Here is a 15282-nt window from a genome sequence, read left to right on the forward strand (position 1 = left end):
CCTCGGCCGGGCGGCCGGTTCCGGGGCCGGGCCTCGGCCGGAAGTACGAGGGCCGTTCGGCGGACGGTGCGTACCGTAGGTGTACGCGATGACGATGGCAGGGCGAAAGAGGGTTCCTCGTATGGCAGTTGAGGGTGTTCAGCCGGCCCGCCTGATCCGCGACGAGGACCCGTGGTCGTTCCGCCGGGCGCATGTGCGGGTGTGGCGGACGGCGTCGGACCGGGTGGTGGTCGTGATCAGCGGGCGTGCTGCGGAGGACGACCTGGAGACCGTGCTGCCCCTCCTCCGCGGTGAGTATCCGGACGACAGCGTCGACTTCTTCTTCCACCGTCCGATGGACTGGGCAGCTCCGGCGTACTACGCCGAGCTGACGACGAACGGCGACGGCACCGTGACCCGGACGCACCTCGCGGGCGACACCCTGGCCGCACGCCTCGGGCCCGACCTGTACGCGACCGAGGACCCGGACGACCCCTCGCCCGGCTGGGGCGGTGCCTGAGCAGGGGAGGAGTACGCTCGAAGTCACCGAGGGTATTCCGCGCACCGGCCTCCATGCCCGTGTCGTTTTCGGCGATTGATTACGCCGGGCCGGTCGCGACCGGCCCAGAGCAGGGTTCGCGTCATGACTGCGCCCGTTGCACCTCTTGCCCCCGTCCCGTCCGCCCCCGCACTCCGTATGTCGCTCGCTCCCCTTGGTTCCGCGTCCGCTCTGCTGGACGGGGCCTGGTGGCCGCGGTCCCGGGATCTCGCGGCGGAGCTTCCCTCGCTCGTCGCCGCACTCGACCCGCTGTGGGGCCGGATCACCCGGGTCACGGTGAATCCCACGCACTGGCCGGCCGCCTTCCCGCGCAAGGTGCCGGTCGACGGGCATGTGGTGAAGGTGGGCTGGTTCCTGGCCGAGCAGGATCCGCACCAGCTGCTGCTCCTGTCGTACCGGACGAGCCGCTGGGACCTGCTGGTCGTACCCCCTGAGACGGACCCCGCCACGGCGGCCTGGCTGATGACCGCCGCGAGTGATCCGCTGCGGACGTCGACCGGGAGTCAGCTGGTCGCGGAGGCGGCGAACGTGCCGGGCCTCCTTACGACGCCCTCCTGAACGCGCGCGGTTCGGCCATCACCTGGTCGTGCAGACGGGCGCAGGTGCGGGTGATCAGGCGGGAGACGTGCATCTGGGAGACGCCGAGCTGGAGCCCGATGCGCGCCTGCGTCATCTCGCAGAAGAAGCGCATGTAGAGGATCTCGCGCTCCCGCTCGGGCAGCGCCCGCAACAGGGGACGTAGCGCCTCGCGGTTGACGATCAGGTCGAAGTCGGGCTCGACGGCGCCGAGGGTGTCGGTCAGCGGGTGGCCGTCCGTGGGGTGGCCGGGTACGGCGTCCAGGGACCAGGCGGTGTAGGCCTCCAACGCCCCCTGGCCCAGCCGTACTTCGGTCTCCGTCAGTCCCGTGTGCGCGGCGATCTCGCCGACGGCGGAGATCGTCCCGCCCCGCGTGGCACTCAACTCATGGTCGGCGGACCGGACTTGACCGCGCAGCTCCTGCACCCGGCGCGGGACGTGGACTACCCAGAGGTCGTCGCGGAAGTGCCGCTTCACCTCGCCGAGGATCGTCGGGATGGCGAAGCTGGGGAAGGCCGTGCCGAGACTCGGGTCGAAGCGCGACACGGCCTTGACCAGGCCGAGTTGGGCGACCTGCGCGAGATCCTCGGCCGACTCGCCGCGGTGCCGGAAGCGCCGGGCCAGCCGTACGGCCATCGGCATCCACGCGCACACCACTTCCTGGCACAGCGCCGCCCGCTCCGGACCGTCCGGCAGTGCGGCGATCCGGCGGAACGACTCGTCGGTGTCGGGGGAGTCGTCGTAAGTGCGCTTGCTGGTACGGGAGTTGAGTGTGCGTTCGGCCTGCATGGGGACGTGCTCCCTCTACGGTGGTGTCACTCACCGTGGGGTCGGGGGACCGCAGCACACTGGGGAGCAGCGAACACCGCTCCCACGGGGGTGCCTCCGGTCCGAAGCACACCGGACGAGTGCCCGGGGGGACGGCTTTCAAACGGGCTCATTCGAACGGGTTTTCGTGATACCCGTGGCTATGCTGCTGTACAGACGTCCCAGACCCCGGCGCCGCACCACTCCACCGAGTCTTCCGAACCGAGGCGTCTCATGAGCAGCCCGCTGCAATCGCACGAACCCGAAGGCCAGCCGCCGGAGCCGACCGTCATGGGCGTCGTGGACGCCATGGACACGGTGCGGCTGCGCCGGCTGAACCGCTGGCAGGCCGAGGGCCTGCGGGAGGATCTCGCGGATCTGTACGTGGAGTCCTCCGACGCCGACGCGGGCGAGGAGTTCAACGACCGGCAGAAGTTCCTGCTCCGGCTCGCCGACGACGTGAAACTGCCCGGCTTCGACATGCTCGTCGCCGAGGCGGAGGCCCTGGCGGGGTGTGTCTGCGGCTTCTCCGTGCCGCGCGACGGGTCGTGGTGGCAGGGATTCGAGGGGCAGTTGCCCCAGAACCTGGAGCAACTCACCGCGTCCGGGCATGTGTTCGCGATCCTGGAGACCCTCGTCCACCCCCACCAGCACGCCCGCGGCCTCGCCCGGCTGATGCAGGAACGGCTGCTCACCGACCACCAGGCCTCGCTGGGCGTCACGCTGGTGGACGAGTCCGCCCGGTGGGTCCTGGCCGCCCTCAAGGGGTGGGGGTGGCAGGAGGTCGGGCGGATCCGGCGCGAGGACGACACAACTCCCGTACGGGTGCTGGTACTTCCGCTCGGCGAGCGTACGGAGGACCATCCGGACGGGCTGGCGCACAACGACCGGACGCAGCGTCCGGAATAGGTCCCGGGCAGGTCCCGCAGTTCACGTAGTTCTCGGACTGTTTAGGTCCGGCGGGCCGGGCTACCCAGTGGGGGCGTCCGTCGGCCGTTCTGGACGAAGGCACCGGAGAGTTGGAACCACAGCTCCCGGTGCCGTCCCCATCCGGTACGGGCTACGGCCGGTCCGCCGCGTGGAGGCGGCGCAGCGCGCGGCGCAACTCCCGCTGGATGTCGGCCGGGAGCGCCTTGTCCTCCGTCGTGGCCACCAGGGCCGCCGCCACGGTCCGGAGTTTGATGTTGCAGTGCTGGGAGACGCCCACCAGCAGGTCCCAGGCCCTGTCGCCGTTGCACGGTGCGATGGCCATCACCATGCCGCGCGCCTGGTCGATCACCGCCCGGGTCTCCAGGGCCAGTGCCAACTGACTGTTCTGTACGCGTAGTTGGCCGAGCTCGGCCAGCAGGGCCGGGTCGGGAGTCGGGGAAACGGCCGTCAACAGGGGGCGCGGGGGCCGTTCTTCATGGGTCGTGGTCGGTTGGTGCGTGGTGCAGGGCGCGTGCCTCATGCCGCAGTCCTTCGACGCGGTGGTTGTGCCCGATGCGAAGCAGGGCGAACACCGCGCCCCCAGCCTAGTCCTGCCCGGGGCTCAGCGGGTGGCGTCGGACTGGTTGCTGCGGCTCAGTGCGCGGGCGCACCAGCCGATGATGGAGGCGTTCACCAGTGCGCCGATGACGACCGCGACGATGAACATGGCCTTGCCGCCCGGGAGTACGAGGACCAAGAAGCTGACCGGGGCGGTGGCCAGGACGGGCACGACGCCCGCCATGGACTCACCCGAGTCGTCCGTCACGGTCACGACGACCGTCCAGATGACGATGGCCATGCAGATCCCGAGGTAGCCGAGAGCGAAGGGGTTGCGGAGGCTCTGGCCGATTCGGTGCAGCGGGGAGCGGGCGGGGCCGGCGTCGGTACTGGGCATGGCTGTACTCCTGAGTGGCGCTGGGTGAAGGTGTGGTGATGGACCGTCAGAGATGGTCTACGCCCGGTGGGTTCGGGCGGGTGATGCCGAGGTCGTAGGCGAGGATCGTGGCCTGGACGCGGTCGCGCAGGCCGAGTTTGCGGAGCAGGGCGTTGACGTGGGACTTGACCGTGCCGACGGTGATGTCCAACTCCGCGGCGATCTCGGCGTTGTTGAGGCCCGAGGCGAGCAGGGCGAGGACGTTGCGCTGGCTGCCGGTGAGGCTCTCCAGTTCGCGCGGGCCGTTCTCGGCGTCGGAACGGAAACCCGTGCCCGCGCCGGACGCGTAGTGGCCGATCAGCCTGCGGGTCGCGGACGGGGCGAGCACGCTCTCGCCGCTCGCCACCACCCTGATTCCCGCGAGGAGTTCGGAGGCGTGCACGTCCTTGAGGAGGAAGCCGGAGGCTCCCGCGCGCAGGGCGTCGAAGACGTACGCGTCGAGGTCGAAGGTGGTCAGCACGAGGACGCGCGGCGCGTTCTCCCGGGCGGTGATGATCCGGGTGGCCGCGATGCCGTCGAGTTCGGGCATCCGTACGTCCATCACGACCACGTCCGGGGCGAGTTCGGCGGCGAGGACCACCGCGGTGGCGCCGTCGGCGGCCTCGCCCACGACCGTCATGTCGTCCTCGGCGTCGATCACGGCGGCGAAGCCCGCGCGGACGATGCCCTGGTCGTCGACGACCAGCACCCTGAGGCTCATCGTTCTCTCTCCTCGTCGTCCGGTGCCGTGAGCGGCAGCCGGAGGTGGACCGTGCCCGGTGGGCGGCCGGCCGTCAGGGTGCCGCCGAGCGGCGCGATCCTTGCCGCCAGGCGGGCCTGTACGGCGGTGTCCTTGGCGCGGGGTACGCCGGTGGCCGTGATCGTCAACGTAGTGCCGTCCGCGTCGAGTTCCAGTACGGCCGGGTCGTTGTCGCCGGTCGCGAGGAGGGTTTCGGCTACGTGGTAGGCGGCCAGGTCCACTTCGGTGGGGAGGCGGTCCGGTACTCGGTCCGTCACGCGTATCTGTACGTCTCGGCCGGTGGCTCGGCACTGGTGTGCCAGCAAGTCGAGGGCCTGGACGGTGGGTTGGGGGCGCAGGTCGGGGGTTGTCGTCTCGTCGGCGTCTCGGACTGCGTCCAGGAGGGCGCGCATCGCTGCGAGGGCTTCTCGGGCTCGGGTGGCTGTTGCGTCGAGGTGGCCTGCCTGTGCCTCGGTGATCATGTCTGCGGTTCTGGCCAGGACGGTGGTCTCCAGCCCCGCTGCGATGCGGCGGCGTTCTGCCCAGGCGTCTCTTACGGCTTCCTCTGTCCAGGTGGCGAGTTGTGCGGTTTGGGTGACCTGGGTTGTTCTGTCACGCCTGTCGCGTAGGGCTCCGGCGTAGTGGGCCGCACCAATTAGCAGTGCGGCAGCGGCAGTTGAAGCCGTGGTTACCGCCCAGGTGGGGATGGTCGTGCCTCGGTGTAGGACGGCGATGGTGAGGGCGGTGGAGTGTGCGGCTGTGGCTGCAGTGGAAAAGACAGAGATGGGGACCTGAGGTAGTCGGTATGTGCGCGCTGGTGGGGGCTGGTCGCGCAGTTCCCCGCGCCCCTTTAGGGAAAAGACCGCTGCGCATGCTGCAAAAGTGCTCAGGGTTGGGGGGAGCAGTACCGGGCCTGTGTAGTGGCCCACCGACATTGCCATTGGCCACAGCAACGCCAAGCACAGCAAGGCCAGTTGGACCGTTCTCGGTGCTTTGCGCAGCCACAGCAGGGCTACCGCCTGGGTCGCTGCCAGCAAGGTGAACAGGACTCCCGCCGACACATGCGTGCTGGTCGATGTGGCGTCCGCGCGGATGATCAGAACCGGGAGCAGGGGCTGGAAGCACAGGCCGATCGCGGCGACGACCTGGGCTGCGCGGTAGCTGCGTGGGACGACGTGTTCCACCGGGGCCGCCGTACGGCCGGGGAGGATCGCTCGTACCTCCCAACCGCCTTCCGCCGTCGGGCCGGTGGTCAGGGTGCCGCCTGTTTCCCGGGCTCGGGAGCGGAGGAAGCCCTGGCCTCGGCCGCCGCCCAGGCCTGAGGCGTGGGCCGGGGTGGCGGCCGGCGGGGCCGCGCTGGTGATGACGACGTCGGTGCGGGTGTCGCCGTAGTGGACGGTCACGGTCGTGTGGGCGCCTGGGGCGTGGCGGGCCACGTTGGTGAGGGCCTCACGGACGATGCCGTAGGCCGCGTCCGCGACGGCGCCGTCGGGGAGGGGGTCGATCTCGAAGTCGACCGGTTGGTCGAGGCGGCGGAAGCCGGCGATCAGGGAGCGCAACCGCTCCTCGGGGGACGGGAGTTCCTCGCGGGAGGGGGCCGGCGCGCGGACCGCGCTGAGTGCCCGGGTGACCTCGCGGCCGGTCTCGGTCGCGAACTCCAGTGCCTCGGCGGCGAGTTCGGGGCGGCGTTCGCGCAGGCCGAGCGCCGCGCCGGCGGTGACGACCACGGCGGTCAGGTGGTGGGCGCTGACGTCGTGCAACTCCCGTTCCATACGGCGCCGTTCGGCCGCCGGGAGGCGGTGGCGTTCGGTTTCCGCGCGGTGCAGGAGGAGTTCGGCGGCCTGGCGGGCGCGGTGGGTGCGGCGTACGTAGAAGCCCGCGCCGCATGCCGTGGCGTAGAGCAGGGTGATGAGGACCAGGTCGAGGCCGTTGTTGTCGCTGAGGCCGTGCAGGGTGATGTTCTGCAGGAACTGCCAGAGCGCGAGCGTGAGCACGCACAGGACCGTGGTGAAGGTGTCGCGTTCGGCGGCCACCGTGAAGAGGGCGAGCGCGACGCCCGCGGTGCCGAAGACCGCCATCGCCCCGGTGGGCAGCGGGCCGGCGCCCACCGCGCAGGCCGCGGCGACCACGATGAGCGTGATCACCGGGCGGGTACGGCGCAGAGCGAGCGCGGCCGTCACGGATCCCGCGACCAGCGCGGCCACGAGCAGGTCGGCCGCGGTCGGCACGGTGCCGCGCAGCAGCGGAGCCACCGGCCACACCAGGGCCTGGGCACAGATCAGCAGGACCGGGAGCAGCCGGTCGTCGGTTCGTTTCATGACACTCAAAGGCTATGGGCGCAGGTGAGGGGCCCGGGTCAGGCGGAAGGGGGATTACGGTCCCGCTCTTCTCTATCTCTGGTTCGACGCGGCAACCGTCCTTCCGCCCGAGGACCGTGCCCCGTCCCGCTCCTAGGCTCGATCACATCGAGGGAAGCGGTCGACCACCGCCTCCCACACCATCCACATCACCCAGGGGGATCTCCCATGTCCATGTCCAAGCGCGCCCTTCTCCTCTCCCTCGCCTCCGTCGCCGCGGTCGGCGGAGTCGTCGCCGGCGGACTCGCCGCGTCGGCCGCCTCCGCACCGGAGAAGCCGACCCTGTCGAACGGCTCGGCCCACTACACCGCCCCGTCCGCGAGCGGCGACGGTTCCTTCACCTACACCGTGGACGTCAGCGACAACTCGGGAATCAAGGGCCTCAAGGTCGTTGCCTGGCCCGTGAGTTCGAAGCTGAAGCCGACCGCGGCGGACCTGCGCGAGGTCGAGTCCGCCACGTGCAAGGCCACGTCGGACGACACCTCGCGCTGCACCTACACCGTCAAGGTCACCAAGAAGGAGGCGGCGGAGACGGCCAAGGGCACCTGGAACGTCTCGACGCTCGCCACCGCCAAGGACGGCGACACGACGTTCGTGTCCAAGGCGATCACCTTCGACGTCGCCGGCTGACATCGCTGGCTGACATCACCGGCTGACACCGGCACGCTGACGCCGGCACGCGGTCACGTGGGATACGGTGCCCCGTCTCGATCGAGACGGGGCACCGGTCGTTGTCGTTGTCGTTGTCGTGGAGGGTGGTAGAAGAGCATGGTCAACTCCCCTGCTGCGGGCGGAGGTTACTCCGGCACCCCGCTCGCCAGGAAGATCGGCGTCAAGCCCGGCCACCAGGTCCATCTGCACCACGCCCCCGCCTCCTGGACCGTCCCCGGACTCCCCGCCGACTGCGAGGTCACCGCCGGGGGGACCCGTGGCGCGGACGTCACCCTCGCCTTCTACCAGGAACGGCGGCAACTGGAGCTGGAAGCCGCGGAGTTGGTGCTCGGCCTCGCCGACACCGCAATGCTCTGGATCGCCTGGCCCCGCAAGGCCGCCGGGCATGTCAGCGACATCAGCGAGAACGACCTGCGGGACCTCTTCCTTCCGCTCGGTGTCGTCGATGTGAAGGTCGCCGCGCTGGGGGACGACTGGTCGGGGCTGAAGTTCGTACGCCGGAGGGAAAACCGGCAAAGCCACAACAAAGGTCCCGCAAAATGAACTTGAGTCGGAGCAACCGGCCGACCTGAGGCAACATCTTGGTGAACGGCGAGTGCCGCGCGGTCAGGGCGCGGGCATCGCCGGATGGCCGGATGGAGCGAGAGACGTGCCGGATGACGTGCTGGAAGACGTGCCGGATGGAGTGAGCGACGTGGTCGGACCGAGGATCGCCGTCGCCGTGGTGACCATGGGGAACCGGCCCGCCGAGGTCGACGCGCTGCTCGAATCCGTGGCCAAGCAGGACCTGCCGCCGACCCGCGTCGTGATCGTCGGAAACGGCTGCCGGCTCCCGGAGTTCACCGACCGGCTGTCCCTCCCCGGCGAGGTCACCACCATCGACCTCGACGAGAACCTCGGCTGCCCCGGCGGCCGCAACGTGGGCCTGGCCCGGCTCCGCGCGTTCGGTGACGTGGACGTCGTAGTGGAACTCGACGACGACGGACTGCTCGTCGACGCGGACGTGCTGCGCCGCGTGCGCGATCTGTACGCGGCCGAACCGCGCCTGGGCATCGTCGGGTTCAGGATCGCCGACGAGCACGGGGAGACCCAGCGGCGCCATGTGCCGCGGGTCGGCGCGGGGGATCCGATGCAGGGCGGGTACGTCACCGGGTTCCTCGGCGGCGGGCACGCGCTGAGCATGGCGATGCTCGCCGAGACGGGGGACTGGCCGGCCGAGTTCTTCTTCGCGCACGAGGAGACCGACCTGGCCTGGCGGGCCGCCGACGCCGGCTGGAGCATCCTGTACGCCCCCGAGCTGCTCCTCCAGCACCCCAAGACCTCGCCCGCCCGGCACGCCATCTACTACCGGGTCACCGCCCGCAACCGCGTCTGGCTGGTCCGCCGCCGGCTCCCGCTCGCGCTGATCCCGGTCCACCTGGGCATCTGGACGCTGCTCACGCTCGTACGGACGCGGTCGGTGGCCGGGCTCCGGGCGTGGTTCGGGGGATTCGTGGAGGGCGTGCGCGAAACGGCGGGGGAGCGGCGGCCGATGCGGTGGCGGACGGTGTGGCGGCTGACGCGGCTGGGGCGGCCGCCGGTCATCTGAGCGGCCCGTATACCCCCGTAGTACGCGTACTGCCCGTACTGCCCGTACTGCCCGTAGTACTCGTACTGCTCGTAGTACCCGTAGTACTCCGTAGTGCCTCTGGGGTGTCCGGCCTACCCGTAGTACCTCGGATGTAAGGGACGAGGGCCCCGGTCGTTCACCTCCGCCGACCGGGGCCCTCTCGCGTCCCCGGACCCGGCCGCGACGGCGACACTCCCCCGAGCTGCGCGTCGTACGCGCGCACCGTCGGGCCAGATCCGATGATGTGATCACATCAGGTCGCACCAACGAATCGCTAACATGTGGCCAGTGGTGCGCACGATGCTCCCGGGCCGCGTGGCCTGAAGTCGCCGGACGGCGACGGGAGACGCCCGGTACGGCAACGGATCCGGCGTTCGGCGGTCACGGCAAGCTGGCGGGAAACCGTCGTGAACAGGGTGGATATCCGCCAAGGGGCGCGGTCGCGAGAGGCCGGGCGGAAGGGTGACGGGTTCGGTGTGATGCGGTACGAGCCGCGGTTCGGACTGCTGGGCACGCCCGTCCTTTTCGACCCTGCCGACGATGATGCCGTGCACCCCATCGGCAGCCCCAAGGTGCGGGTGCTGCTGGCCGCGCTGCTCCTGGAACCCGGCCGGGTGGTCTCCGTGGACGCCCTGAAGGACGCGCTGTGGGGCGGCTCACCGCCGGCGTCCGCGCACGCCTCCCTGCACAACCACGTGACCCGACTCCGCCGCCTCCTCGACGACCCCGACCGGCTGCGCGCGGTACCGCCCGGATACGTACTCCGCGTCGACGAGGGCGAGTTGGACGTCCACGTCTTCGAGTCCCAGGTCGCCACGGCCCGCACCGCGCACGCGGCGAAGGACTGGCCCGCGACGGTCCGCGCCTGCACGGCGGCCCTCTCCCTCTGGCGCGGCACCCCGCTCAGCGGCGTCCCCGCCGAACTCGGCGGCTACGCCTTCGCGCAGCGCCTGACCGAGGCCCGCCTCCTCGCCCTCGAATGGTGCTACGACGCGGAGTTGGCCCTGGCCGGCCCCCGACTCGGCGCCCTCGTCCCCGAGTTGGCCGCACTGGTCGCCGACCACCCCTCCGCGAGTCCTACCACCGCCAGCTGATGCTCGCCCTCCACCACACCGGCCGCCAGGCGGAGGCCCTCGCCGTCCACCGAGACCTCCGCAACCGTTTGATCGAGGAGCTGGGTATCGAGCCGGGGGCGGGGGTTCGGGGGGCGCATGCGGAGGTGTTGCGGGGGGTGGGCGCGGGTCGGGTCGGGGATGCGGGTGGGGTTGGAGTTGGGGGTGCGGGTCGGGTCGGGGATGCGGGTGGGGTTGGAGTTGGGGGCGCCGGTCGGGTCGGGGATACCGGGGGCGCCGATCGCATCGGGCGGGTCGGAGACGTCGAGGCCACCGGTGCGGGCGAGGCGGTCAACACGCCCTGCGCACCCGAGCCTCACGCCGCGCTGCTCGACACCCAGACCCCCGTGCCCCACGTTCCTCGCACCCAAGTCCCTGCTTCCGACGCCCCCGAGCCCATCGCCTCCGGATCCGGTGCTCCTGAGCCCGTCACCCGCGAGCCCATCACCTCCGAGCTCCTCGCCCCCGAGCCCATCACCCCGGATTCCCTCCCCTCCGAACCCGCCACCCCCAACCCCGGCACCCCCAACCCCGCCACCCCCGTCCCCCGGGACCAGCCCACCCCCCACTCGCCCCCCTCACCCCGCCCCGCCCAACTCCCGCCCCCACCAGCCCACTTCACCGGACGCGTCGGCACCCTCCGCGCCCTGTACGACACCCTCGCGTCCCTCTCCGTAGCCCCCGGAGCGCAACCCCTCGCCGTCATCAGCGTCATCACCGGCATGGCCGGCGTAGGAAAGAGCGCGCTCGCGCTGCACACGGCCCACGCCCTGCGGAACCGTTTCCCCGACGGGCAGTTGTACGTGAACCTGCACGGCGCCACCCCCGGCATGACCCCCCTCACCCCCGGCCAGGCACTCCACGCCCTGCTCCGGGACCTCGGCGCCGAGCCACGGCACATCCCCGAACACCCGGACGCGGCAAGCGCGTTGCTCCGGTCCCTGCTCGCCCCACCCGCACGCTGATGGTGCTGGACGATGCCGAGAACGCCGCCCAGGTACGGCCGTTGCTGCCGGCCGGCGCCGGCTGCGCGGTGATCGTCACCAGCCGTTCGCCGCTGACCGCGCTCGACGGGGCCCGCCGCTTCCCGCTCACCCCCCTGTCCGGCGAGGACAGCGCCGCACTGCTGCGCACGGTCTCCGGCCGCGACGGCCTCGACGCGGCCCACCCGCTCGTCGAACTCACCGGCCGCCTCCCGCTCGCCCTGCGCATCGTCGCCGCCCGGCTGGCCGCCCGCCGCGCCCTCACCCCGGACGTCCTGGCCGGTCAACTCGCCGCAACAGAAGGCCGGTTGCACCACCTGGAGTACGACGACCTCAGCGTCCGCCGCTCCCTCGCCGTCGCCCACGACGCCCTCGCCGCCTCGGACCGCCAGACCGACCGCGACGCCGCCCGCACCCTGCACCACATCGGCACCCTCGACCTCCCGGCCTATGGCGCCCCCCTGCTCGCCCGCCTCGCCGACACCGGCGAACGCCGAGCCGAGGCAGCCCTCGACCGCCTGGTCGACGTAGCCCTGCTGGAGGAGACGTCGTACGGCCGCTACGCCCCCCACGACCTGGTCCGCGACTTCGCCCGCGAACTGGCGGAGGGGGAAGGGGAGTTGACGGGTGAGGGAGGCAAGGTAGGCAAGGGAGGCAAGGAAGGCGGCAGGGAAGGGAAGAACACCCTCGCCGACTCCGACCTCGTGGAAACGCCCCCCGGCGACCCCGACCCCGGCGACCCCGACCCCGGCGACCCCGACCCCGGCGACCCCGACCCCGACGGCGCCGACCTCGACGGCGCCGACCTCGACGGCGCCGACCTCGACGGCGCCGACCTCGACGGCGCCGACCCCGCCGGCACCGACCCCGCCGACACCGACCTCATAGCAACCGCCCTCGCCTGGTACGCCGCCCACGCCGAACGCACCCTCACCGCGATCGTCGAACCAGGCCTCGACCAGGACGACCGCCGCCGGCCGACCGCAGCGCAGCCCCCCGGTCACGCCACCGAGGTCGCGGCCACCACCCCCTTCCCCCGCCCCGAGGACGCCTTCGCCTGGGGCGACTTGGAGCTGGAGAACGTGGTGACGCTGGTGAACCGGTACCGCGACACCCCGGATCCCCGCCTGACCGCCCACCTCTCGACCCTCGTCCGCCTCCTCTTCCCCTACGTCCTGCGCAGCGGCCGCGCCGCCGAGACGGAGGTGCTCGGCCGGGCCGCCCTCGGCGCGGCCCGCCGGCTCGGGGACGCGGCGGCGGAGGCGTACGCGCTGGGCGATCTCGCCGGGCTGCACTTCCTGACCGGCCGGCAGAACGAGGCGCTCGGGCTCAACGACCAGGCCCTGGCGATCTGGTGGCGACTCGACGCGGTCTCCTGGATCCGCCGCTGCCTCAACAACCGCGGCCTGCTCCTCGAAGGCCTCGGCCGCTACGCCGAGTCGGGCGTCGCCCTGCGCCAAAGCCTTGCCCACTCACGGCAGTTGAACGATCCGTACGGCGAGGCCGTGACCCACAGCCACCTCGGCAACCTGTACGAACACACCGACCCGCGCGCCGCCATCGAACAGCACCGCCGCTCCCTCGCCATCGGCGACGAGATCGGCGCCGTCATCGTGCAGCACTCCGCGCACTGCAACATCGGCTACGCCCACCTCACCCTCGGCGAACCGGCCGCCGCCGTACCGCACTTCGAGGAGAGCCTGCGCATCCTCGGCGGCCACGGCGACTGGCACGGCGAGTCCCAGACCCGCCTCGGCCTGGTCCGCGCCCTCCGCCTCCTCGGCCGTACCGAAGACACCCGTACCGAAGACACCCGCGTCGAAGCCACACACACCACACGCGCCCACACCGAATGCACCGAACTCCTCCGCCGCGCCGACGCCCGCGCCGACCGCTACATGGGCGGCCTGGCCCGGCACCAACTCGGCCTGCTGCTACGGGAACAGGGCCGCGAGCGCGAGGCGTACGACGCGTGGCGGGCGGCCCTCGACGCGCTCGACGGGACCGACGAGAAGGTCGTCGTCCAGGAGCTCGGCGAGCTGTTGTCACAGCGTGACGCGCGTTGACAACCCGGATCCCTGCCCCGCCCTACTTGGCATCCGCGTAGCACTCGACCACCGCCACCGTGAAGGGAAACCGCACCGGCGTCTCCCCGAACGTCAGCCGCCCGGCGAGATCGGCCGCCTCCTGTATCGCGGCGGCGACGGTCCCGGCCTCCGCCTCCGGGCAGTGCACGATCACCTCGTCGTGCTGGAAGAAGACCAGCTCCGCCGACAGCTCCGCACAGGACCGCCGGAGCGCGGCCAGCATCAGCAGGGCCCAGTCCGCCGCGCTGCCCTGGACGACGAAGTTGCGGGCGAAACGGCCCCGGGCGCGGGAGTTGGTGGAGGCGTAACCCGGCACCCAGCCCTGGTCGGCCGGGGCCGTGACGGGGTCGTCCTGGGGGATGCCCGCCTCCTCCGCCGCGTCCTCGCCCCCGGCCACCGGCGGGCAGGTCCGCCCCAGCCAGGTCCGGACGAGCCGCCCCTCCTCGCCCGCCTTCGCGGCGTCGTCGACGTACGCCACCGCCTTGGGGAACCGGCGTCTGAGCGCGGCGAGGTTCTTGAGGCCGTCGCCTGAGGTCTGGCCGTAGACCGCGCCGAGCACGGCGATCTTGGCCTGGTCGCGGTCGCCGGAGAAGGCGCGGTCGGACACGGACTGGTAGAGGTCGGTGGCGCGGCCCGCGACCTCCATCAGCCCGGGGTCGCGGGAGATCGCGGCGAGCACCCGCGGTTCCATCTGGTCGGCGTCGGCGACGACGAGCCGCCAGCCCGGGTCGGCGACCACGGCCCGCCGGATGACCTTGGGGATCTGCAGCCCGCCCCCGCCGTTCGTGACCCAGCGCCCGGTGACCGTCCCGCCCGCGAGGAACTCCGGCCGGAACCGCCCGTCCCGCACCCAGTCCTGCAGCCAGGACCAGCCGTGCGCCACCCAGATCCGGTACAGCTTCTTGTACTCCAGCAGCGGCTTCACGGCCGGATGGTCGAGGGACTGGATCTCCCAGCGCCGGGTCGACCTGACCTTGATCCCGGCCTCGGCGAACGCCTTGACCACATCGGCGGGCAGATCCGGCCGCACTCGTCTCCCGAAGGCGACGGACACCTCGTCCGCCAGCTCGGCCAGCCGCCGCGGCTCACCGCCCCCTGCATACCGGTCGCCCAGCAACTCGTGCAGCATCTCCCGGTGCACCTCGGCGCTCCACGGCAGCCCCGCCCGGTTCATCTCGGCCGCGACCAGCATCCCCGCCGACTCGGAGGCGGTGAGCAGCCGCATCCGGTCGGGGTGCGTGGTCGCGTCGTGCCGCCGCTGCTGCTCGGCGTACACCGCGAGCAGATCGGTCAGGGGGAGATGGACGCTCTGCGGCTCGAAGAGCGAGGGCTGCGCGCCCGGTTCGGCGGCCCGCTGCGGCGGATCCGGCGGTACGGCCCCGCCCCGCAACCGGGCCAGCGCGGCCGCCGCCGACCGCGGCTCGCCGTGCCGCCCCTCGTGCCCGAGCAGCAGCGTCTCGGCGTCCTCCACGTCGTAGCACCGCTCCACCCGCACCCCCGCGGCGAGCAGCGGCGGATACACCTCGGCCGTGGACCGCCACACCCACCGCCCCACGGCGGGCCGCCCGCGCACGGCCTCGACGAGATCCGCCTCCCGCTCCACCGCCCCCACGGGCAGCCCGTCCGGACCGAGGGCGGCGACCTCCACACCACCACCCTCGGCCGGAGCGAGCGCCCAGCGATCGGTCATGTCCGCGAGTGTGGCACGCAGGTCTGACAACGCCCCCGACCTGCGCGGATCGCGTCGCCGACACGGCCTCCCCGAGCGAAGAAACGTCACGCGCACACTCGTACGGGTGACGCATCACGCGATCACGGGCGCCCCTCTCGCCTACGCTGACAGGGTCGCTCCGTACGAAGGAGGTCCGCCGTGGCACTGACCGCCCCAGAGCGTCGACTGAGTCCTCATCCGAGTCCGA

Annotated in this window: 12 protein-coding genes and 2 pseudogenes; 8 read left to right on the forward strand and 6 right to left on the reverse strand. The window is 71.8% G+C overall.

What is annotated here, in order from left to right:
• The first annotated feature begins 121 nt into the window (after positions 1–121).
• Together R2B38_RS22895 and R2B38_RS22900 are read left to right on the forward strand one after the other, a co-directional pair.
• Entirely contained in the window at positions 122–499 is a 378-nt protein-coding gene (locus tag R2B38_RS22895) for a hypothetical protein (protein ID WP_318017930.1), read from the forward strand.
• Positions 500–622: 123 nt separating this feature from the next.
• Positions 623–1069, forward strand: a pseudogene (locus tag R2B38_RS22900) (DUF5994 family protein); the annotation flags it as partial.
• Between the two features lie 10 nt (positions 1070–1079).
• On the opposite strand, the gene R2B38_RS22905 reads toward R2B38_RS22900, so the two are convergent.
• Positions 1080–1904 carry a SigB/SigF/SigG family RNA polymerase sigma factor gene (locus R2B38_RS22905; RefSeq protein WP_318017932.1) on the reverse strand — a complete coding sequence of 275 codons (825 nt, stop codon included), beginning with the start codon at positions 1902–1904 and terminating at the stop codon, positions 1080–1082.
• A 252-nt stretch (positions 1905–2156) separates the two neighbouring features.
• Between R2B38_RS22905 and R2B38_RS22910 the strand changes: the two genes are divergently transcribed.
• The gene (locus tag R2B38_RS22910; protein WP_318017933.1) at positions 2157–2831 is read left to right on the forward strand and encodes a hypothetical protein; all 675 of its coding nucleotides are present in this window, start codon (positions 2157–2159) and stop codon (positions 2829–2831) included.
• Positions 2832–2982: 151 nt separating this feature from the next.
• Here the strand turns inward: R2B38_RS22910 and R2B38_RS22915 are convergent, their stop codons facing one another.
• The 4 genes from R2B38_RS22915 to R2B38_RS22930 form a co-directional block, all read right to left on the reverse strand.
• A complete protein-coding gene (locus tag R2B38_RS22915) occupies positions 2983–3372 on the reverse strand; it encodes an ANTAR domain-containing protein (protein WP_318017934.1) in 390 nt (129 codons plus the stop codon).
• Positions 3373–3453: 81 nt separating this feature from the next.
• Positions 3454–3786, reverse strand: a complete 333-nt coding sequence (locus R2B38_RS22920) for an SCO4225 family membrane protein (protein ID WP_318017935.1) — start codon at positions 3784–3786, stop codon at positions 3454–3456.
• A gap of 46 nt (positions 3787–3832) precedes the next feature.
• On the reverse strand, positions 3833–4525 hold the full coding sequence (locus R2B38_RS22925) for a response regulator transcription factor (protein WP_318017936.1): 693 nt from the start codon (positions 4523–4525) through the stop codon (positions 3833–3835).
• Positions 4522–6861 carry a histidine kinase gene (locus R2B38_RS22930; RefSeq protein ID WP_318017937.1) on the reverse strand — a complete coding sequence of 780 codons (2340 nt, stop codon included), beginning with the start codon at positions 6859–6861 and terminating at the stop codon, positions 4522–4524. Before R2B38_RS22930 ends, R2B38_RS22925 begins: the two co-directional genes overlap by 4 nt.
• Positions 6862–7068: 207 nt before the next feature.
• Here R2B38_RS22930 and R2B38_RS22935 point away from each other — a divergent pair, with 207 nt between their 5' ends.
• The 5 genes and pseudogenes from R2B38_RS22935 (at position 7069) to R2B38_RS22955 (ending at position 13342) form a co-directional block, all read left to right on the forward strand.
• Positions 7069–7530, forward strand: a complete 462-nt coding sequence (locus R2B38_RS22935) for a DUF5707 domain-containing protein (protein ID WP_318017938.1) — start codon at positions 7069–7071, stop codon at positions 7528–7530.
• Positions 7531–7668: 138 nt separating this feature from the next.
• On the forward strand, positions 7669–8115 hold the full coding sequence (locus R2B38_RS22940) for a DUF3052 domain-containing protein (protein ID WP_318017939.1): 447 nt from the start codon (positions 7669–7671) through the stop codon (positions 8113–8115).
• Positions 8116–8266: 151 nt separating this feature from the next.
• Positions 8267–9160: a glycosyltransferase family 2 protein gene (locus R2B38_RS22945; RefSeq protein ID WP_318021765.1), complete on the forward strand. Its 894-nt coding sequence runs from the start codon at positions 8267–8269 to the stop codon at positions 9158–9160.
• Between the two features lie 500 nt (positions 9161–9660).
• Positions 9661–11884 (forward strand): annotated as a pseudogene (locus tag R2B38_RS51350) (BTAD domain-containing putative transcriptional regulator); the annotation flags it as partial.
• 96 nt (positions 11885–11980) lie between these two features.
• The gene (locus R2B38_RS22955) at positions 11981–13342 is read left to right on the forward strand and encodes a tetratricopeptide repeat protein (RefSeq protein WP_411978577.1); all 1362 of its coding nucleotides are present in this window, start codon (positions 11981–11983) and stop codon (positions 13340–13342) included.
• A gap of 22 nt (positions 13343–13364) precedes the next feature.
• On the opposite strand, the gene R2B38_RS22960 is transcribed toward R2B38_RS22955, so the two are convergent.
• Positions 13365–15053, reverse strand: coding sequence for a bifunctional 3'-5' exonuclease/DNA polymerase (locus R2B38_RS22960; RefSeq protein WP_318017941.1), 1689 nt, complete (start codon positions 15051–15053; stop codon positions 13365–13367).
• Positions 15054–15282: the final 229 nt, after the last annotated feature.

The sequence above is a fragment of the Streptomyces sp. N50 genome, assembly GCF_033335955.1.
Lineage (GTDB): Bacteria > Actinomycetota > Actinomycetes > Streptomycetales > Streptomycetaceae > Streptomyces.

Bases quoted from the DNA above. Each gene is read 5' to 3' on its own strand.
- R2B38_RS22920 (WP_318017935.1), bottom strand. From the start codon at position 3,786: ATGCCCAGTACCGACGCCGGCCCCGCCCGCTCCCCGCTGCACCGAATC.
- R2B38_RS22910 (WP_318017933.1), top strand. From the start codon at position 2,157: ATGAGCAGCCCGCTGCAATCGCACGAACCCGAAGGCCAGCCGCCGGAG.
- R2B38_RS22915 (WP_318017934.1), bottom strand. From the start codon at position 3,372: ATGAGGCACGCGCCCTGCACCACGCACCAACCGACCACGACCCATGAA.
- R2B38_RS22925 (WP_318017936.1), bottom strand. From the start codon at position 4,525: ATGAGCCTCAGGGTGCTGGTCGTCGACGACCAGGGCATCGTCCGCGCG.
- R2B38_RS22935 (WP_318017938.1), top strand. From the start codon at position 7,069: ATGTCCATGTCCAAGCGCGCCCTTCTCCTCTCCCTCGCCTCCGTCGCC.
- R2B38_RS22940 (WP_318017939.1), top strand. From the start codon at position 7,669: ATGGTCAACTCCCCTGCTGCGGGCGGAGGTTACTCCGGCACCCCGCTC.
- R2B38_RS22960 (WP_318017941.1), bottom strand. From the start codon at position 15,053: ATGACCGATCGCTGGGCGCTCGCTCCGGCCGAGGGTGGTGGTGTGGAG.
- R2B38_RS22930 (WP_318017937.1), bottom strand. From the start codon at position 6,861: ATGAAACGAACCGACGACCGGCTGCTCCCGGTCCTGCTGATCTGTGCC.
- R2B38_RS22905 (WP_318017932.1), bottom strand. From the start codon at position 1,904: ATGCAGGCCGAACGCACACTCAACTCCCGTACCAGCAAGCGCACTTAC.
- R2B38_RS22895 (WP_318017930.1), top strand. From the start codon at position 122: ATGGCAGTTGAGGGTGTTCAGCCGGCCCGCCTGATCCGCGACGAGGAC.